This window comes from Azoarcus sp. DD4, from assembly GCF_006496635.1.
In the GTDB taxonomy this organism is placed as follows: domain Bacteria; phylum Pseudomonadota; class Gammaproteobacteria; order Burkholderiales; family Rhodocyclaceae; genus Azoarcus.
This window is the reverse complement of record NZ_CP022958.1, coordinates 4,033,541-4,050,567: the sequence shown is the minus strand read 5'-3', so window position 1 is coordinate 4,050,567 and position 17,027 is coordinate 4,033,541. Positions and strand designations below refer to the sequence as shown.

Here is a 17,027-nt window from a genome sequence, read left to right as displayed (position 1 = left end):
ACCCACAATGCCCCGTTCCGTCCCGCCCACCACCAAGCCCCCAACCCAGCCCCTGACCCCGCTGGCGCTCGCCCTCACCCTGATCTGCACCCCCATCCTCGCCACCCCCGCGCTCGCCCAATCCACCACCCCCGAAGCCCCCCGCATCCTGCAGCCCGTCACCGTCTCCGCCGACACCACCGCCGCCCCCGACCCCGCCACCGAGGGCACCGGCTCCTACACCACCCTCGTCACCCGCAGCGCGACCCGGCTGGATCTGTCCATCCGCGACACGCCGCAGTCGGTCAGCGTGATCACCCGCGAGCGCATCGACGATCAGGCGCTGCAGTCCATCACCGACGTGGTCGCCAACGCAACCGGCGTGTCCACCCGGGTGTACGACAGCGCGCGGTCCAGTTTCGCGGCGCGTGGCTTCGACATCACCAACCTGCAGATCGACGGCATCCCCACCACCTGGAGCGCTGGCTGGAGCGCGGGCGAAACCCAGACCGACACCGCCATCTACGATCGCGTCGAGATCGTGCGCGGCGCCACCGGCCTGATGACCGGCGCCGGCAACCCCTCTGCGGCGATCAACCTGGTGCGCAAGCATGCCGACAGCAAGGAGTTCACCGGTGCGGTGACCTTGGGCGCCGGTTCCTGGGACAACTACCTCGGCACCGTCGACCTCACCACGCCGCTCAATGCCAGCGGCAGCGTGCGCGCCCGCGTGGTCGGCAGCCTGCAGGATCAGGATTCCTACGTCGACCTCGCCCACAACCGCAAGGAAACGCTGTACGGCGTGGTCGATGTCGATCTCGGCGAGCGCAGCCGGCTGTCGCTCGGCGCCAGCCGCCAGGACAACGATCCGGACGCCTCGCAGTGGGGCGGCCTGCCGGCCTGGTACGCCGACGGTACGCGCGCCGACTGGCGCCGTTCGAGCACCACCGCCGCCAGGTGGGCGTCGTGGGCCTCGACCCACCGCACCCATTTCGCCAAGCTGGAGCATCAGTTCGACAGCGGCTGGAAGGCCGAGCTGATGCTCAACCACGGCGAGAACGAGGGCGATCTCAAGCTGCTCTATCTCTACGGCGTCCCCGACCGCAGCACCGGCCTGGGCATGGGGGCTTCGCCGGCGCGCTACGCGGTCAGCCGCAAGCAGGACGACATCGGCGTGCATGCGTCCGGCCCCTTCGAACTCTTCGGCCGCAGCCACGAACTCGCCTTCGGCCTGATGCGCAGCGAGCAGGATTTCGACGCGACGCGGCGGGCGGCGCTGGGCGTGAGCGCGGTCGGCAACTTCAACCTGTGGGACGGCAGCTACGCCGAGCCGGCCTGGGGGGCGGAGAGCCTGTCCGAAGCCTTCGAGACGGTGGAGGAGGCGGCCTACGCGGTCGCACGCATCAACGTCGCCGATCCGCTGCGCTTCATCGTCGGCGGCCGGGTGAGCAACTGGAGCAAGGACGGCAGGACCTCCACCGGTAGCTACGCGTTCGACCACAAGGGCGTGGTCACGCCTTACGCCGGGCTGATCTACGACATCGACGAACGGCATTCCGCCTACGCCAGCTACACCGACATCTTCAACCCGCAGAACTACCGCGACCGCAACGGCGACTACCTCGATCCGCTCACCGGCAAGAGCTACGAAGCCGGCGTCAAGGGCGAATACTTCGGCGGCAGGCTCAACGCCTCGCTGGCGGTGTTCCGTATCGAGCAGGACAACCTCGCCCAGACCGACGCCGGCTACCTGGTGCCCGGCACCAGCAACCAGGCCTACTACGCCGCCCAGGGCACCACCAGCGAGGGCTACGAGATCGAACTGGCCGGCGAACTGGCGCCGGGCTGGAACCTCACCGCCGGCTGGACCCAGTTCGAGGCCAGGGACGAGGACGGCGACGCGGTGAACACCAACCATCCGCGCCGGATGCTGAAGGTCTTCACCACCCGGCGCATGAGCGGCGAGTGGGAAAAGCTCACCGTCGGCGGCGGCTTCAACTGGGAAGGCGAGAACTACACCGCGGTCACCAATCCGGTGACCGGCGCGGCCGAAAAGCTCAAGCAGCGGCCGTACGCACTGGTGAACCTGATGGTGCGCTACCAGATCAGCAAGGGGGTCTCGGCCCAGCTCAACATCAACAACCTGTTCGACAAGAAGTATTTCAGCCAGATCGGCTTCTACAACCAGCTCGCCTACGGCGCGCCGCGCAATGCGCTGGTGACGCTGAAGTACCAGTTCTGAGCGGGTTCGGGCGGCGGTCAGTGTCCGGCGCGGCGGATCAGCAGGTGGCCGGCCTTCTCAGAGGGGGTGAAGGACACGCACTGGTAGCCGAGTGCCGGCAGATCCAACCCGGCGAATAGCGGCTCGCCGCGTCCGAGCAGGACCGGGGCGAGGGCAATGTGCAGCTCGTCGATCAGGCCTGCGCGCAGGTACTGGCGGATGGTGCCGGGGCCGCCGCCGATGCGCACGTCTTGCCCGCCGGCGGCGGCGCGGGCCTGGTCGAGCGCGTCGTGGATGTCGCTGACGAAGTGGAATACCGTGCCGCCCTTCATCTGCAGCGGCGGGCGCGGGTGGTGGGTCAGCACGAAGACCGGCACATGGTAGGGCGGCTCGTCGCCCCACCAGCCCTTCCAGTCGAAGTCCGGCCACGGCCCGCGAATCGGGCCGAACATGTTGCGCCCCAGTATCCAGGCGCCGAGATTGTCGAAACCGCGCGCGGCGAAGTCGTCGTCGATGCCGGTGCTGCCGCCTTCCTGGCCGAATACCTTGCGCTGGAAGGTGCGCGTCGGCAGCGCCCATTCATGCAGCGCCATGCCGCCGACGCCGAGCGGATTGGCCAGGCTCTGGTCCGGACCGGCACCAAAGCCGTCGATGGAAACGGCGAAGCTCTCAACTCTTACGCGGGACATGGCGTGGCTCCTCGGCGGTGATGCCTTCAGGATGGCAGGGCCGCGGCTGCTCTGCTAGGCGCCGCGCCTCAGTCCTCGTCCAGCGCCCGGAACGCCGCGGCGAGGTGGTCGATCAGGGCCCGCACCGCCGGCAGCAGGCCGCGGCGCGAGGGATAGACCACGTGGATGATCTCGCGCCGCGGTGCCCAGCCCGGCAGCAGGCGGACCAGGCTGCCGGCGGCAAGTTCGTCGCACACCATCAGCGTCGGCAGCTGCACCACGCCGACGCCGGCCAGCGCCGCGCGCCTGAGCGCCACCATGTCGCTGGTGATCAGGCGCGGCTGGTGGTGCAGCGTGGCCTGCGCGGCGTCCGGCCCGTACAGCGTCCACAGGTGGTCTTCCTGCGGCGGCCCGAGCGCCAGGCTGGGGTAGCGGTCGAGGTCGGCCGGCGCGGCGGGGGCGCCGAGTGCGGCGATCAGCGCGGGGCTGGCCACCAGGCACTGGCTGCGGTCGGACAGCACGCGCAGCACCAGCTCGCTGTCGGCAAGCGGTGGCGGCCGCACCCGCAGCGCCAGATCGAAACCCTCGTTGAGCGGCGACACCCGCCGGTTGGTCGCTTCCAGGTGCAGCTCCACCTGCGGATGCGCGGCCAGGAACTCCGCCAGCATGCGGCCGACGTGGGCGTGCAGGATCGCGATCGGGCAGCTCATCCGCACCACCCCGCGCGGCTCGGCGCGGGTGCGCTCGATCGCCTCCTGCGCCGCTTCGGCCTCCACCAGCATCGCGCGGCAATGCTCGTAATAGGTCTGGCCGATTTCGGTCACCGAGAAGTGGCGGGTGGAGCGCTGGATCAGGCGCACGCCGAGGCGTTCCTCCAGCAGCGCGATACGCCGACTAAGCTTGGATTTAGGTAGCCCGAGCGCGCGCCCGGCGGCCGCGAAGCCGCCGTTGTCGACCACCCGGACGTAGTAGTAGAGGTCGTTCAGATCCTCCATCGCGCTTGCCTCACTGTTCCATTGATAGGACGCTGAGAGCGAATTTTGCCGTCTTATCGCACCGGCGGTGCATCTTTATAGTGATTTCCAGGCTGTTACCCAGCCATCAGTCAGGAGATGAAGATGAAGCGCATCCTCGGTGTCTACGCTGCCCCGCGATCCCATTGGGTGGGCGACGGCTTTCCGGTGCGTAGCCTGTTCGACTACCGCAGCCATGGCCGCCAGCTCAGCCCCTTCCTGCTGCTCGACCATGCCGGCCCGGCCGTCTTCGAACCGACCGCCGCGCAGCGCGGTGTCGGTGCGCATCCGCACCGTGGTTTCGAGACCGTGACGCTGGTTTATCGCGGCGAGGTCGCACATCGCGATTCCACCGGCCAGGGCGGCCTGATCGGCCCCGGCGACGTGCAGTGGATGACCGCCGGTGCCGGCATCCTGCACGAGGAATTCCACGGCCGCGGCTTTGCCCGCACGGGCGGCGAGCTGGAAATGGTGCAGCTGTGGGTGAACCTGCCGGCCCGCGACAAGATGACCGCGCCCGGCTACCAGGCGATCACCGCGGCGCAGATTCCGGTGGTGGAGCTGGCCAACGGCGCCGGCAGCGCCCGCATCGTCGCCGGCGAGCTGGACGGCCGGCGCGGCCCGGCGCACACCTTCACCCCGCTGGCGGTATGGGACCTGCGCCTGAACGCAGGCGGCTACGTCGAGCTGCCGTTGCCGGAAGGCTGGACCGGCGCCGTGGTGGTGTTGCGCGGCACGTTGCAGGTGAACGGCAAGGCGATCGTGCGCGACGGTCAGCTGGCGGTGCTGGACCGCAAGGGCAACGGCGTGGCGCTGGAGGCCAACAACGACGCGCTGGTGCTGCTGCTTGCCGGCGATCCGATAGCCGAACCCATCGTCGGCCACGGCCCCTTCGTGATGAACGACGCCGACGAAATCAACCAGGCGATCGACGACTACACCGCGGGCCGCTTCGGCCGGCTCGACCCCCAACCCGCGCCGGCAGCCGAACCGGCGGCATGAGGAACCGGCGTGCGGCAATCCCGCCGCACGCCACATCCGCCGCGCCGTCCGCTTCGCCCACGGGGCAGGGCGGCGCGGCATCCCCCAGAGAGCAAAGGAGCAAAACCATGGCACAACCCTACGTCCGTCTCGACAAGAACAACGCCGCCGTGCTGATGGTCGATCACCAGGCCGGCCTGCTGTCCCTGGTGCGCGACATCGAACCCGACCGCTTCAAGAACAACGTGCTGGCGCTGGCCGACCTCGCCAAGTATTTCGGCCTGCCGACCATCCTCACCACCAGCTTCGAGGACGGCCCCAACGGCCCGCTGGTGCCGGAGCTGAAGGAGACCTTCCCCGAGGCGCCCTACATCGCGCGTCCCGGCCAGATCAACGCCTGGGACAACGCCGACTTCGTACAGGCGGTGAAGGCCACCGGCAAGAAGCAGCTGATCATCGCCGGCGTGGTGACCGAAGTGTGCGTGGCCTTCCCGGCGCTGTCCGCGCTGGAGGAGGGCTACGAGGTCTTCGTGGTGACGGATGCCTCCGGCACCTTCAACGAACTCACCCGCGATTCCGCCTGGGACCGCATGTCCGCCGCCGGCGCACAGCTGATGACATGGTTCGGCGTCGCCTGCGAACTGCATCGCGACTGGCGCAACGACATCGAGGGCCTGGGCACGCTGTTCTCCAACCACATCCCGGACTACCGCAACCTCATCACCAGCTACACCACGCTGAAGGGCGGCAAGTAAGCGAAGGCGGCCCCGCTGCCCGAACGGTGGCGGGGCGCCGGTTCGACGACGCTCTTTCGCTTGTCCGATGCGCCCGAAAGGCGTTCAATCCCCAGTGCATACGGACCGGGTATGGGCCGGCAGTCCGTGACCACACCTACGGGAGGCATGACATGAACGATACGCAGCAGATCAAGGTACTCGGCATTTCCGGCAGCCTGCGCCGCGCTTCCTTCAACACCGCAGCCCTGCGTGAGGCAGTGCGGCTGGCGCCCGCCGGCATGCAGATCGATATCGCCGATATCGCCGACATCCCGCTGTACAACGAGGACGTCTATGCCCAGGGCTTTCCGCCCGCGGTCGAGCGCCTGCGCCAGCAGATCCGCGCCGCCGACGCGCTGCTGATCGTGACGCCGGAGTACAACTACTCGATGCCCGGCGTGCTCAAGAACGCGATCGACTGGGTGTCGCGGCCGCCCGACCAGCCCTTTGCCGGCAAACCGGCGGCGGTGATGGGGGCCAGCCCCGGGCGGCTGGGGACGGCGCGGGCCCAGTACCATCTGCGCCAGTCCATGGTCTTCCTCGACCTGCTCCTGCTCAACAAGCCGGAAGTGATGATAGGCAACGCCGGCCAGCTCTTCGACGACACCGGTGCGCTCACCGACGAAGCCACCCGCGGCCACATCCGCCGCCTGCTCGAAGCGCTGCGCGACTGGACGCTCCGCCTGCGCTGACCCCCGACCACTTTTCACCGATACCCGAATCCGATGACCCTCACCGCGTCTGTCTTCATCGCCACCAGCCTCGACGGCTACATCTCCCGCGCCGACGGCGCCATCGACTGGCTGGAGGCGGCCAACGCCGTGGTTCCGCCGGGCGAGGACTGCGGCTACGCCGCCTTCATGGATACGGTGGATGTGCTGGTGATGGGGCGCAACACCTTCGAGCTGGTGCTCGGCTTTCCCGAATGGCCCTACGGCGACAAGCGCCTGATTGTGCTCACCAGCCGGCCGCTGGCGCTGCCGGCCACGCTGCCGTCCACCGTGTCGGTGTCCAACGAGACGCCTGCGGCGCTGACGGCGCGGCTGGCGGGCGAGGGCGTGCGGCGCATCTATGTGGACGGCGGCATCACCATTCAGCGCTTCCTCGCCGCGGGGCTGATCGCCGACCTCACCGTCACCACCATCCCGGTGCTGCTCGGCAGCGGCCGGCGGCTGTTCGGCGCGCTCGACGCCGACGTGGCGCTGGAGCTGGTCGCCAGCCGCGCCTATCCCTTCGGCTTCGTCCAATCCACCTATCGCGTACGCCGGGCATGAACCGCGCCGCCTACGACGCGATCGCAGCGCGCTGGGACGAGGCGCGGCACAGCTTCTACGGCCGCGAGCAGTTCTATCTCGACACCCTGCTGGCCGGCCTGCCGCCCGGCGCCACGGTGCTGGACGCCGGCTGCGGCACCGGCCGTCCGATGGCGGAATACGTCATCGCGCGCGGTTTTCGGGTGGTGGGCTACGACCAGTCGGAAGGCATGCTGGCGCTGGCGCGGCAGCGCTTTCCGGGGCAGACGTGGATATGCGCGACGCTGGAGGATTGCGGGTTCGACGTGGGCGGGGCGGCAGGCGGCGCGCGTTACGCCGCGGCGATCTGCTGGGATGCGCTGTTCCACATCGAGCGCAGCCAGCACGAAGCGATCCTGCGCCGCATCCGCGACCGCCTGCACCCCGGCGGGCGGCTGATGCTCACCTGCGGCGGCTCCGAACATCCCGCCTTTACCGACACCATGTTCGGCGAGACCTTCTTCTACGATTCGCACACGCCGGAGCGCACCTTGGCCCTGCTCGACGGACTCGGCTTCAGGCCGCTGATCGCCGAGTTCATGAACGAGCCGACCGGCGGCCGCGACAAGGGGCGTTATGCCATCGTCGCGCAGCTCGCGTGATCGCTGCCGCTGCTCGGCGCGGCACGCCGGCGCCGCAGCCCGAGGCCCGCAAGGCCAAGACAAACCAGTGCGAGCGAGGCGGGTTCCGGCACCGCCATGGCCGCCGAACTGAAGCTGATGCTCCAGTCGGCGATGTTTAGTAAGGACACCTTCTGCGTGCGCACCTCGGTACTCCCGATGAGGTTGCCGTCGGCGTCGTAGGTGTAGGTAATACGCTGGGCCATCCAGAACTGGTGGATCTCGCCCCAGTCGAGGCTGTTGATGGCAACCGGCAGCAACTTGCCATCGACCAGGTCGAGCGTGATGTCCCCGCCCAGCATCATCCGGTTCATCGTCAACAGGTTCTCGAACGAGGTTAGACGTCCGGCATCGTCATAGGTGTAGATCGGCGCCAGGTAGGCGACGTGATCGAACAGACTGAGCGAACCGGTGTTGCCGCTGTAAGCCGAGGTGTACGCGGTGAGGCCGCTGGCGAGATTGCCGAACGAGGAAAGCGCAAACGACATCAGCGGGCTGGAAGCACTGGAGCTGCTGCTGAGCCAGGCTGGCGAAGGCAGCGTGTCGAAGCCCGAGGTGGTATATCCCGGCGTGCCGTCGATGTTCGTGTAGCGGCTGGCGTCGACCACGAAGCTCATGCTGGCGGTGACGTTGTCGGACGTGGAGCCGTAGGTTGGCGAGTAGGTGTAGCCGCTGGCGCTGTCGTAGGTGTAGGACTGGTCGGACTGGTAGGAGTCCGCCACGGCGCCGGTGAAGCTGTAGGTGACGAGGGTGGCGTTGGCGGCGGTGCTGCCGGCGGCGAGTGCGAAGGCAGCGAGCAGGCGGAGGCGGGTCGTCTTGTTCATTGTGCGTGGGAGGGGCGCACAAGGAGAGGGTGCGGAGCCCTATGTCATTCGATCGTGCGCAAAGCATATTCAAAAGGCATTGACGGTGGCGTGACGGTCGTCACGCAGGGTATGCATACGTCCCGCTCGAACGAGGCGCTCGCGGCGCTTGCCCGGCATGGAGCGGGGCTTGCTCCGATGCCTGCTGCCGCCGAAAGCTCAACGAAGCCCGCCTTCCCGCTCCCGCCGGACGAGCGTGCAAACCGTATCCACGCGGTTGTTGTCGCAGCAAAGTGCAAGCCCCTCCGCAAAGGCGGCCTGGGTGAGTCCGGTCAGGACGTCGCGGCTCGGCATCTCGATCGCCAGTCGGGCGCCCCGTTCCCACGCGAGCTTGGCGGTGTCGAGCCAGTTCACCCGCCGCGCAACGTTGCCGGCCAGATCGTCGGCGATTCGCGCCGGATCCGAGAGCGCGCGTGCGGCGCTGCTGCTCAGGAAGCCGATACGCGGACGCCGCGGGGACGACGCGGCGATCGCGCGCTTCATTGCATGTGCGACCGGCGCCAGCAGTTCGCAGTGCGACGGGACACTCACCGCCAGGCGCTCGCAACGCGTCGCCCCCTGCTCGAAGGCGAGGCCGGCGACCGCTTCCATTGCCGCATTGGCGCCGGCGACGATGATCTGTTGCTCCGCATTGACATTCGCAACGAAGACCGGCTGCGATGGCGAGTGGACCCGGCCGACGATACGCTCCACGCCACCGAGGTCCAGGCCGATCACCGCCGTCATGCCATGCCCCGCCGGAAAAGCTTCTTCCATCAGGCGACCGCGCAGGGCAACGAGACGCAATGCATCCTCGTAGTCGAGTACGCCGGCGATGACCGCCGCCGGATAGGCCCCGATCGACATGCCGGCCACCACGTCCGGCGCGGCGCCGCGGGCGATCAGGGTACGCGCCATCGCCACGCCGGCGATCAGCAGGGATAGCTGTACCGCCACCGTGGACTGCAGGGCCTCCTCGGTATCCAGTTCGAGTGGATTGCGGCCGAGCACCGCTTGCGTCTGGGCGAGGGTGCGTTCGACTTCGACATCGGCCGGCAGCCGCGACAGCATCCCCGGTGATTGCGAACCCTGGCCCGGAAAAGTGAACAGCACGCTCATGGCCGACACGCCTCCGCGTCCGGCTGCCAGGGGTTGCCCACGAGGCGGGGACCATCCGCGGTCTTCAGCAGTACCGTGCGACGTCCGGCCAGCCATTCGTCGAGGGCGAAGCCGCCGTGGCCGGTGTCGACCTGAACATCGAGGCGGCAAGCTGCATCAAGCTTCAGGGATTGCAGCAGGACGATCTGGTCTGCATCGAGCGGACGCTCCGCCCGCACCAGCAGGTCGAGATCGCTTTGCGGATGCAGGATGTCCACCCCGCTCGCGAGGGCGAATCCGACACTGCCGGTCGGCCCCCACGCCAGGCCGGCCGCATCGAGCATGGGGGCGATGCGGGCAAGGGTGTCGAGGCAGCCCAAGCCGCCACCGCAGCGTCGCTCCCACCCGCGCTCGAGCGCCAGCGCCTCCGGCGTGCAGCAACGCGCCACCCGGGCAGGGGCCACCCAGGCGGCATGGCGCTGGTTGCGGGTCCGACCGCGCAGCCCGACCGGGATCAGATCCCGCCCGGCCTGCGGTGCCCGCCGGACGACCACCGGCCAGTCCGGCTCGACCCAGTCGGGCAGGGCCGCCCCGCCGGCGCAGGCCGCCGGCCTTAGCCAGAGCAGATCGTGAGCGCGCATCGGGCTCTCTCCCTGTCTTCAGCCGACCATGGCCTGGGTGGCGAGGAACAGCACCGACGGCCCCATCAGGCAACCCAGGCCGGTATAGAAGGTCGAGGTCATCGCGCCGTAGGGGACGAGCTTGGGATCGATCGCCGCGAGTGCGCCGCAGACTCCGCTGGTCGTACCCATCATGCCGCCGAAGACCATCGCGGTGCGCGGATTGTCGAGCCCGATGCGCGGCGCGAAGAAGGGCGAGGCGATCATGACGAGGATGGCTTTCACCAGTCCGGCGGCAATCGACAGCGCCATGACATCCGAACTGGCGCCGATCGCCGCGCCGGTTACCGGACCGACGATGTAGGTCACCGCCCCGGCACCGATCGTCGCCATGCTCACGGCGTCGGTGTAACCGAACGCGGCTGCCACCGCGGCACCGATCACGAAGGACAGCACCACGCCGACCAGCAGCGACACGACACCGCTCAGGCCCGCCTTGCGGATCTCCTGGAAATGCACGCCGAATGCGGTGGCAGTGATAGCGAAGTCACGAATCATCGCCCCGCCCAGCAAGCCGACCCCGGTGAGCAGCGGCACGTCGGCGACGCCCTTCTGGCCGCCGGTAAAAAGGCCGCTGACGTAGGCCAGCGCCAATCCGAGCATGATCGCGATGGCCGATCCGTGCAGCTTGCCGCGGGTGAAGCGGCTCGACAGCCAGTAGGACAGGATCATGGTCAGGCCGATGACGGCAAAGCCGGTGAGGAGCCCGTTCTTGGTGAGGACGTCGAGAAGGATCTTTTCCATGACGGCTTACTCCGCAACAGCTTTCGCGTCGGCGACCGGACCGCTGGTGCCGATACGCGCGATGACAGGGATGAGTGCGAAACAGACGGCGGTGGCGAGCGCGCCGGCCAGGATCGCCGCCGGCCCCCCCTTCACTGCGGCCACGACGTTCTGCTGGGCCGCCATGGCGACCACGACGGGGATGTAGATGGCGCTCCAGAAGTGCACGCCTTCCATGGTCGGCGTGGGAAGCAGATTGCGCTTGCGCAGGTATTCCGAAGCGAAGATCAGCAGGATCATCGCGAATCCGACGCCGCCGACATTGGCTTTGACGCCGATCGCCGCGCCGAGGATGTCGCCAATGAAAAGTCCGACGAGGACGCAGGCCGCCAGCAAGGCGGTTCCATAGATGGCCATGATGCTTTCTCCTTTGGTGTTGTGGCTGCCGCTGCAGCCGCGTTTGCTTCAGTGGGCGGGGGCGTGGTGTCTCCTCCTGTCCCCCACCCGGGCAAATCGATCAGGGTCTCGTCATCGACACGCCTCCCAGCCTGCCCGCAGGCGTTCCCGCACCTCGCGCGAGAGGCGGCGGGCCGGCTGCCCTAGCCGCCCCGACAGGTCGCGGCGGGTGTCCGCGCGGATGTCGGCGAGCGCTTCGACGAGGCAGCTGTCGACGCGGTCGAGGTCCGCCCCGCCGGGCGCATCCGGCTGCGACACCGTCAGCAGGCGCCAGAGCAGCCCGAGTCTGGCGAAGCTGCCGATGTCGTATGCCATTGGCGGAATCCTTTCGGCCAGCGCCTCGAGTTGCTCGACCGAGCGCAGGGTCACCCGGGCCGCGGCGGCCTTGCCCATCGCATGGACCATGACCTGTGGATCGTCCAGGGCGATCAGGCGGTTGGCCTGGTAGCCATGTGCGAGCAGCGCACCGGACATCGCCTTGCCGACGATGAGCCCGATCACCGGATGCCCGGCAAGCCGCGCGTCGGCATAGGCGGCGGCGGCGCCGGCAAGCGCCTGGTGGATGCCGTAGGCCTCCTCGCGCCGGCCGTAGGCCTGGCTCGTCACGTCGATGACGGCGACGATGGGGCGGGGCCTCGCGCTGCCGGCGTCGGCGGCGATCACCTCGCGTACGGCGCGCGCCAGCGCCCACCCTTCGATCAGACCGACCTCGCCCCGCCGTGCCCGCGGGAAGGGATTGTGGGGGTCCGGCACCACCGCGATGTATCGTGCCGGTTCGCCAGCGAGCGTCGCATCCGCCACCCGGATCGAAGCGGGGTAGCCGGTAACGGCGGTAGCACCATCCCGCGCAAGTGCGGCAAGCCAGGTCGCGCCGCGGCTGATTCCGGTTTCTCGTGCCATGTCAAAGTCCCTCCTGGTAGATGGCGCGTACGACATCGGGCCGGGCCTGTTCGCCGGCATCGACGCGTGCCAGGCAGGCGAGGAAGTCCGCCTCGCGGTCGCTGCGGTGCCGCGCCGGGACACCGAGACGGATGAACTCGCGGACCTTGGCGCGCATGGCGTCGGCATCATCCTCGAGGAAAGCGTCGGCGAGCCGCGACGCGTAGCGCTGCTCGCCGCCGGTCATGCTCCAGATGAAGGGGCGATTGCGCGAGTCGTATTCCTCGATGCCCGCCTCCTGCTCGATGACCTGCGGGCCGTTGAGCCCCAGGCGGGCTTCGCGGGTGACGACGAGGTAGCTGCACATGCCGGCGGCGATCGACATGCCGCCGAAGCAGCCGACCGTGCCGGCGGTGATGCCGACAACGGGCCGATAGCGGCGCAGATCGGCGATCGCGGCATGGATCTCGGCGATCGCGGCGAGACCGAGGTTGGCCTCCTGCAGGCGCACGCCGCCGGTCTCGAACACGATCACCGCGCAGGTCGGGATGCCGCGGCGATTGTCCTCGGCCGCCAGTTCGAGCGCGCCGGCGATCTTCGCGCCGCCCACCTCGCCCATGCTGCCGCCCTGGTAAGCCCCTTCGATCGCGAGGACCACCGCGGACCGGCCGTCGATGCAGCCACGGGCAACGACTACGCCATCGTCGGCCTGGGTCACCACGCCTTGCTCGGCCAGCCAGGGCGAGGCAAGGCGGTCGAAGGGGCCGATCAGTTCGCGCATCGTGCCCGCATCCAGCAGCGCACGGGCACGCTGGCGTGCGCCAAGTTCGATGAAGCTCTCGCGTTGCAGCAGTTCAGCCGTATTCATTGTGCCGTCCTCCCGGGTTCGTCCAGTTCCTCGAAGGCCTGGTCGATGCGCATGCGCACCACACCGGGCGTCGCGCCGAAGTCATTGATCTCGATCCTGGTGGCGGGTAGGGGCCTGGCCGCGAGGATGCGGGTAAGCACCGCCTCCCACACCCTTCCCATGCCGACCACCGAGGTTGTGACCGAAACCGTGGTCGTGCCGGCGACGTTGGGCTCGACGAGCACCTCCAGGTCGCCGGAACCGACTACGCCGGCCAAGGCCCTGCCGGGCGCCGGTTGCGACGCCGGGAAGGTAAACTTCAGTTGTTCCATCCTAGTTCTCCCGCTGTTGAATGGGGTCCTGGGCCTCGAAGCGATCGAGGAACAGCGTCGCGGCGAGCAGGTCGGCCGCACCGCCCGGCGAAACGTTTCGTGCGACAAGTTCGCGCTCCAGTGCATGCAGCGCCCCGCGTCCGGCCCGCGTTCCTGCCCCGCCGGACGCCAGCACCCCCCGGGCCCCCGCCTGCACGCTGGCGAGTGCCGCCGGACCGCCACGCGACAGCACGCAGGTGTCGTCGAGTTCGGCCATGACGCCGAGCAGCGCGTTGAGGCGCGCAGCGTCTTCCGCGTCGCCGCTGGCGCGCGAGCGCCGCAGGATGGGCAGTGCGACATGCACGACGTGGGGGAAGCCCGCCTGCGCCTGACCACGCGCACCGCCGACGCCGTAGCTGCGGCAGGCCTGCTCGCCCTTGTTGCCGGTTACCCCCGGTGCATGGCGGTCGGGCTGGCGGGCCAGTGCGCCGGCGCGCGACGCGACGCGGGACGGCGTCCGGTCAGCGGGGGCCATGGCCGCGGCGGTCACGAGCAGCCCCAGGGCCCAGATCGCGCCGCGGTGGGTATTGACGCCACCGGTTGCTTCCAGCATCGCCGCCTCCCCCTCCCGGCCGATGGCGCCTATGGTTTCGCGCAGTTCCGGGTTCTCGCCGGAGCCGAGGCCGGCGTCGGCCAGCGCGGCGAAGGTCGGCCGCAGGGTGCGTGCCGAATGGCACATCAGCGACCAGTCGAGGTCACGGTGCGAACCGCGGCTGCGGATGTCCACCAGCCCCGGCTTGGGTGTCAGCGTGACCTCGTCGATGAGCGCCGTCACCGCAAGATCGGCAAGGCGATCGACCATGCCGGGGCGGCGTGTCCGGCGCATCCGTGGATGGATTTCTAGCGTCGGGCTCATTACCAGCTCCTGAACTTGGCGGGCGGGTTGTAGAGGCCGCCCGACCAGGTGACCAGGTCGGCGACGCTCTTCGCGGCAAGCAAGGAGCGGGTCGCCTCGGCACGATGCACGCCAAGATCTTCGGGCAGGGCCACCAGCCCGTCGCGACGCAGCGCCTCGGTCTTGCGCGGATCGTGCGTGAGTCCGACCGGGGTCACGCCGGAAACCGCGGCGATCATCGCCTTGCGCTCCTCGAGCGAGCGCGCCTTGTACAGATAGGCGATGCCTTCCTCGGTGAGCACGTGGGTGACGTCGTCGCCATAGATCATCACCGGGGCAAGCGGCATACCGCTCTCCCTGCCGACCTCGACCGCGTCGAGCGACTCGACGATGCAGGGCTTGCCGCCCGCCTGGAAGGTTTCGACGATCTGCACGACGAGCTTGTGACCGCGGGCGAGCGGGTCGTCCGTCTCCACGAGGTCGAGCCACGCCGGCGTCGGATGCCTGCGCCCGCGCGGATCGTGCCCCATGTTGGGCGCGCCGCCGAAGCCGGTGAGCCGCCCGCGGGTCACGGTGGAGGAATTGCCCAGCCCGTCCATCTGCAGCGTCGAACCGATGAAGAGATCCACCGCGTACTGACCGGCCAGCTGGCACAAGGCGCGATTGGAGCGCATGGAGCCGTCGCGGCCGGTGAAGAACACGTCGGGCCGGGCCGCGACGTAATCCTCCATGCCGAGTTCGCCGCCGAAGCAGTGCACACTTTCGACCCAGCCCGACTCGATCGCGGGGATCAGCGTCGGGTGCGGATTGAGCGCCCAGTTGCGGCAGATCCTGCCTTTCAGGCCGAGGCGTTCGCCGTAGGTCGGCAGGATCAGTTCGATGGCCGCGGTATTGAAGCCGATACCGTGATTGAGCGACTGCACCTGGTGGCGTTCGTACACGCCGCGGATCGCCATCATCGCCATCAATACCTGCATCGGCGTGATCAGGCGCGGATCGCGGGTGAACAAGGGTTCGATGAAGAAGGGCTTGTCGGCCTGCACCACGAAGTCGATCCAGTCGCCGGGAATGTCCACCCGCGGCAGATTGCCCACGTCGTCGACGATCTCGTTGACCTGGGCGATGACGATGCCGTCGTGGAAAGCCGCGGCCTCCACCAGGGTCGGCGTGTCCTCGGTGCTCGGGCCGGTGTAGAGATTGCCCTGGCGGTCGGCGGTATAGCCGGCGACCAGCACCACGTCGGGAATCAGGTCGACGAACAGCCGCGCGTAGAGCTCGATATAGGTGTGTATGGCGCCAACTTCGAGCAGCCCGTCCTGCAGGAACTGCGAGATACGCAGGCTCTGCGCGCCTGCATAGGCGAAGTCGAGTCGGCGGGCAATGCCACGTTCGAAAAGATCGAGGTGCTCGGGGCGGCTCACGCTCGGCATGATCAGGTTGATGCCATGCACCCGCTCGGGGGAGACCTCGGCGAGGGCGCGGGAGAGGAAATCCGCCTGCTTCTGGTTGTTGCCCTCGAGCACCACCCGGTCGCCCGGGCCGATGAGCCTTTCGAGTACCTCGACGATCGAATCGGTCCGGAGCACGGAGCCATCGGCGAGTTCGCGAACCTGCGCGAGACGGCGCTGTTTCTCGGTCCGGCGTCGGGTCCAACGCGGATCTGGTTGAGCCTTGGCTTGCATGTTCACTCCGTCGTTCGAGACTTGGTGACCGCAAGATAGGCCCGCGCCAGCTACGCTTCAATCAAGCAAAACGCACGTTTATTACTCCATGAGTAATAATTATGGCCGCGGTGGCCATGACCGCTGGCGACCGGTCGGGGGAGGCGTAGATGCAGATCGACGAGCAGATCACTTTCCGAAAGCTGGAGGTCTTCCTCAGCTTCATCGAGTTGGGCAGCATGGTGCGAGTGGCCGAGGCGCTCGACCAGAGCACGGTCAGCGTGCATCGTTCCCTGCATTCGCTCGAGGAAGGCTTGCGCTGCCCGCTGTTCCGCCGTGATGGACGCAAGCTGATTCCGCTGGCCGCAGCCTACGTGTTCGCCGAACATGCGGCACGCGCGGTGGCCGAATGCACCACCGGCATCCAGAAAGCTCGCGAGACAGCGGGATTCGGCGCGGCGCGCCTGAGGATCGGCGCCCTGTACTCGCTCACGGTACGCACCATTCCGCGCCTGCTGATAGGGCTCAAGACCCGTCGGTCGGAACTCGATGTCGACCTGACCCTGAGTTCCAACCGGGACCTGCTGCACAAGCTCGAGGAAGGGCGGCTCGATGCCATCGTGATCGTGGTCGATGAAAAGGTCGGCCACTCGGGACTGATCACGATCCCGATGTTCTCCGACACGATGTTCTTCGCAGCCCCGGTCGGCTCACCCTATGCGCGTCATGAGCTGATCGACCTGCAGGACCTCAAGGACGAGAACTTCGTCAGCCTGAACGACGATTTTGCGACGTCCCACGACTTCAACCGCGCCTTCGAACTGGCCGGCTTCAAGCCGCGTATCGTCATGCGGGTTGGCGACATCTTCTCGCTGACCAATCTGGTCAGCGGCGGTGTCGGTTACTCGCTGCTGCCCGGCCGCGTTGCCGATTTCAGCCCGCAGGTTCAGCTGATCCCGATCGCGAAGCCTTATATGGTCAGCCAGCGGATCGCTTTGCTCCTTCCCCGCAATCGCGAGCGCGATCCCAATCTGCTGGCGCTGATGGCCGAATGCAGGATGTTCAGGCGCTAGGGGCGCCGCTGC

Annotated in this window: 19 protein-coding genes; 7 read left to right on the top strand and 12 right to left on the bottom strand. The window is 68.2% G+C overall.

Annotation, left to right across the window (positions count from 1 at the left end):
• Positions 1 to 7: 7 nt before the first annotated feature.
• Positions 8 to 2,221: a ferric-rhodotorulic acid/ferric-coprogen receptor FhuE gene (gene fhuE / locus CJ010_RS18750; RefSeq protein ID WP_141019460.1), complete on the top strand. Its 2,214-nt coding sequence runs from the start codon at positions 8 to 10 to the stop codon at positions 2,219 to 2,221.
• Between the two features lie 17 nt (positions 2,222 to 2,238).
• Here the strand turns inward: fhuE and CJ010_RS18745 are convergent, their stop codons facing one another.
• Both CJ010_RS18745 and CJ010_RS18740 read right to left on the bottom strand, forming a co-directional pair.
• A complete protein-coding gene (locus tag CJ010_RS18745; protein WP_141019459.1) occupies positions 2,239 to 2,889 on the bottom strand; it encodes a dihydrofolate reductase family protein in 651 nt (216 codons plus the stop codon).
• 68 nt (positions 2,890 to 2,957) lie between these two features.
• Positions 2,958 to 3,863: a LysR family transcriptional regulator gene (locus CJ010_RS18740; RefSeq protein WP_141019458.1), complete on the bottom strand. Its 906-nt coding sequence runs from the start codon at positions 3,861 to 3,863 to the stop codon at positions 2,958 to 2,960.
• Positions 3,864 to 3,986: 123 nt separating this feature from the next.
• On the opposite strand from CJ010_RS18740, the gene CJ010_RS18735 reads away from it, so the two are divergent.
• From CJ010_RS18735 to CJ010_RS18715, 5 genes are all read left to right on the top strand, one after another.
• On the top strand, positions 3,987 to 4,883 hold the full coding sequence (locus tag CJ010_RS18735; RefSeq protein WP_141019457.1) for a pirin family protein: 897 nt from the start codon (positions 3,987 to 3,989) through the stop codon (positions 4,881 to 4,883).
• Between the two features lie 107 nt (positions 4,884 to 4,990).
• Positions 4,991 to 5,617: an isochorismate family cysteine hydrolase YcaC gene (ycaC, locus tag CJ010_RS18730; protein WP_141019456.1), complete on the top strand. Its 627-nt coding sequence runs from the start codon at positions 4,991 to 4,993 to the stop codon at positions 5,615 to 5,617.
• A 152-nt stretch (positions 5,618 to 5,769) separates the two neighbouring features.
• Entirely contained in the window at positions 5,770 to 6,330 is a 561-nt protein-coding gene (locus CJ010_RS18725) for an NADPH-dependent FMN reductase (RefSeq protein WP_141019455.1), read from the top strand.
• A gap of 33 nt (positions 6,331 to 6,363) precedes the next feature.
• Entirely contained in the window at positions 6,364 to 6,912 is a 549-nt protein-coding gene (locus tag CJ010_RS18720) for a dihydrofolate reductase family protein (RefSeq protein ID WP_141019454.1), read from the top strand.
• Positions 6,909 to 7,532, top strand: a complete 624-nt coding sequence (locus CJ010_RS18715) for a class I SAM-dependent methyltransferase (protein WP_141019453.1) — start codon at positions 6,909 to 6,911, stop codon at positions 7,530 to 7,532. Before CJ010_RS18720 ends, CJ010_RS18715 begins: the two co-directional genes overlap by 4 nt.
• Here the strand turns inward: CJ010_RS18715 and CJ010_RS18710 are convergent.
• From CJ010_RS18710 to mdcA, 10 genes are all read right to left on the bottom strand, one after another.
• Positions 7,505 to 8,374 (bottom strand): PEP-CTERM sorting domain-containing protein, encoded by an 870-nt coding sequence (locus CJ010_RS18710; RefSeq protein ID WP_240794407.1) that lies wholly within the window; start codon positions 8,372 to 8,374, stop codon positions 7,505 to 7,507. The genes CJ010_RS18715 and CJ010_RS18710 overlap by 28 nt on opposite strands.
• 198 nt (positions 8,375 to 8,572) lie before the next feature.
• Positions 8,573 to 9,511, bottom strand: a complete 939-nt coding sequence (gene mdcH, locus CJ010_RS18705; RefSeq protein ID WP_141019452.1) for a malonate decarboxylase subunit epsilon — start codon at positions 9,509 to 9,511, stop codon at positions 8,573 to 8,575.
• Complete coding sequence (locus tag CJ010_RS18700) at positions 9,508 to 10,131, bottom strand: malonate decarboxylase holo-ACP synthase (RefSeq protein WP_141019451.1); 624 nt, start codon at positions 10,129 to 10,131, stop codon at positions 9,508 to 9,510. The genes mdcH and CJ010_RS18700 overlap by 4 nt, the downstream gene beginning before the upstream one ends.
• A gap of 18 nt (positions 10,132 to 10,149) precedes the next feature.
• Positions 10,150 to 10,914: a malonate transporter subunit MadM gene (madM, locus tag CJ010_RS18695; protein WP_141019450.1), complete on the bottom strand. Its 765-nt coding sequence runs from the start codon at positions 10,912 to 10,914 to the stop codon at positions 10,150 to 10,152.
• A 6-nt stretch (positions 10,915 to 10,920) separates the two neighbouring features.
• The gene (madL, locus tag CJ010_RS18690) at positions 10,921 to 11,310 is read right to left on the bottom strand and encodes a malonate transporter subunit MadL (protein ID WP_141019449.1); all 390 of its coding nucleotides are present in this window, start codon (positions 11,308 to 11,310) and stop codon (positions 10,921 to 10,923) included.
• A gap of 111 nt (positions 11,311 to 11,421) precedes the next feature.
• Positions 11,422 to 12,249, bottom strand: coding sequence for a biotin-independent malonate decarboxylase subunit gamma (gene mdcE, locus CJ010_RS18685; RefSeq protein WP_141019448.1), 828 nt, complete (start codon positions 12,247 to 12,249; stop codon positions 11,422 to 11,424).
• 1 nt (position 12,250) lies between these two features.
• The gene (locus CJ010_RS18680) at positions 12,251 to 13,096 is read right to left on the bottom strand and encodes a biotin-independent malonate decarboxylase subunit beta (RefSeq protein WP_141019447.1); all 846 of its coding nucleotides are present in this window, start codon (positions 13,094 to 13,096) and stop codon (positions 12,251 to 12,253) included.
• Entirely contained in the window at positions 13,093 to 13,407 is a 315-nt protein-coding gene (locus tag CJ010_RS18675) for a malonate decarboxylase subunit delta (RefSeq protein ID WP_141019446.1), read from the bottom strand. Before CJ010_RS18675 ends, CJ010_RS18680 begins: the two co-directional genes overlap by 4 nt.
• Before the next feature lies 1 nt (position 13,408).
• Positions 13,409 to 14,302 (bottom strand): triphosphoribosyl-dephospho-CoA synthase, encoded by an 894-nt coding sequence (locus CJ010_RS18670; protein ID WP_141019445.1) that lies wholly within the window; start codon positions 14,300 to 14,302, stop codon positions 13,409 to 13,411.
• Complete coding sequence (gene mdcA, locus CJ010_RS18665; RefSeq protein ID WP_141019444.1) at positions 14,302 to 15,963, bottom strand: malonate decarboxylase subunit alpha; 1,662 nt, start codon at positions 15,961 to 15,963, stop codon at positions 14,302 to 14,304. The genes CJ010_RS18670 and mdcA overlap by 1 nt, the downstream gene beginning before the upstream one ends.
• Positions 15,964 to 16,112: 149 nt before the next feature.
• Between mdcA and CJ010_RS18660 the strand changes: the two genes are divergently transcribed.
• Positions 16,113 to 17,015, top strand: coding sequence for a LysR family transcriptional regulator (locus CJ010_RS18660; RefSeq protein ID WP_141019443.1), 903 nt, complete (start codon positions 16,113 to 16,115; stop codon positions 17,013 to 17,015).
• The last annotated feature ends 12 nt before the right edge of the window (positions 17,016 to 17,027 follow it).

Coding starts and splice junctions, on each gene's coding strand:
- mdcH (WP_141019452.1), bottom strand. CDS start 9,511: ATGAGCGTGCTGTTCACTTTTCCGGGCCAGGGTTCGCAATCACCGGGG.
- CJ010_RS18700 (WP_141019451.1), bottom strand. CDS start 10,131: ATGCGCGCTCACGATCTGCTCTGGCTAAGGCCGGCGGCCTGCGCCGGC.
- CJ010_RS18725 (WP_141019455.1), top strand. CDS start 5,770: ATGAACGATACGCAGCAGATCAAGGTACTCGGCATTTCCGGCAGCCTG.
- mdcE (WP_141019448.1), bottom strand. CDS start 12,249: ATGGCACGAGAAACCGGAATCAGCCGCGGCGCGACCTGGCTTGCCGCA.
- mdcA (WP_141019444.1), bottom strand. CDS start 15,963: ATGCAAGCCAAGGCTCAACCAGATCCGCGTTGGACCCGACGCCGGACC.
- madL (WP_141019449.1), bottom strand. CDS start 11,310: ATGGCCATCTATGGAACCGCCTTGCTGGCGGCCTGCGTCCTCGTCGGA.
- madM (WP_141019450.1), bottom strand. CDS start 10,914: ATGGAAAAGATCCTTCTCGACGTCCTCACCAAGAACGGGCTCCTCACC.
- CJ010_RS18715 (WP_141019453.1), top strand. CDS start 6,909: ATGAACCGCGCCGCCTACGACGCGATCGCAGCGCGCTGGGACGAGGCG.
- CJ010_RS18670 (WP_141019445.1), bottom strand. CDS start 14,302: ATGAGCCCGACGCTAGAAATCCATCCACGGATGCGCCGGACACGCCGC.
- fhuE (WP_141019460.1), top strand. CDS start 8: ATGCCCCGTTCCGTCCCGCCCACCACCAAGCCCCCAACCCAGCCCCTG.
- CJ010_RS18740 (WP_141019458.1), bottom strand. CDS start 3,863: ATGGAGGATCTGAACGACCTCTACTACTACGTCCGGGTGGTCGACAAC.
- CJ010_RS18735 (WP_141019457.1), top strand. CDS start 3,987: ATGAAGCGCATCCTCGGTGTCTACGCTGCCCCGCGATCCCATTGGGTG.
- CJ010_RS18675 (WP_141019446.1), bottom strand. CDS start 13,407: ATGGAACAACTGAAGTTTACCTTCCCGGCGTCGCAACCGGCGCCCGGC.
- CJ010_RS18680 (WP_141019447.1), bottom strand. CDS start 13,096: ATGAATACGGCTGAACTGCTGCAACGCGAGAGCTTCATCGAACTTGGC.
- CJ010_RS18745 (WP_141019459.1), bottom strand. CDS start 2,889: ATGTCCCGCGTAAGAGTTGAGAGCTTCGCCGTTTCCATCGACGGCTTT.
- ycaC (WP_141019456.1), top strand. CDS start 4,991: ATGGCACAACCCTACGTCCGTCTCGACAAGAACAACGCCGCCGTGCTG.
- CJ010_RS18660 (WP_141019443.1), top strand. CDS start 16,113: ATGCAGATCGACGAGCAGATCACTTTCCGAAAGCTGGAGGTCTTCCTC.
- CJ010_RS18720 (WP_141019454.1), top strand. CDS start 6,364: ATGACCCTCACCGCGTCTGTCTTCATCGCCACCAGCCTCGACGGCTAC.
- CJ010_RS18710 (WP_240794407.1), bottom strand. CDS start 8,374: ATGAACAAGACGACCCGCCTCCGCCTGCTCGCTGCCTTCGCACTCGCC.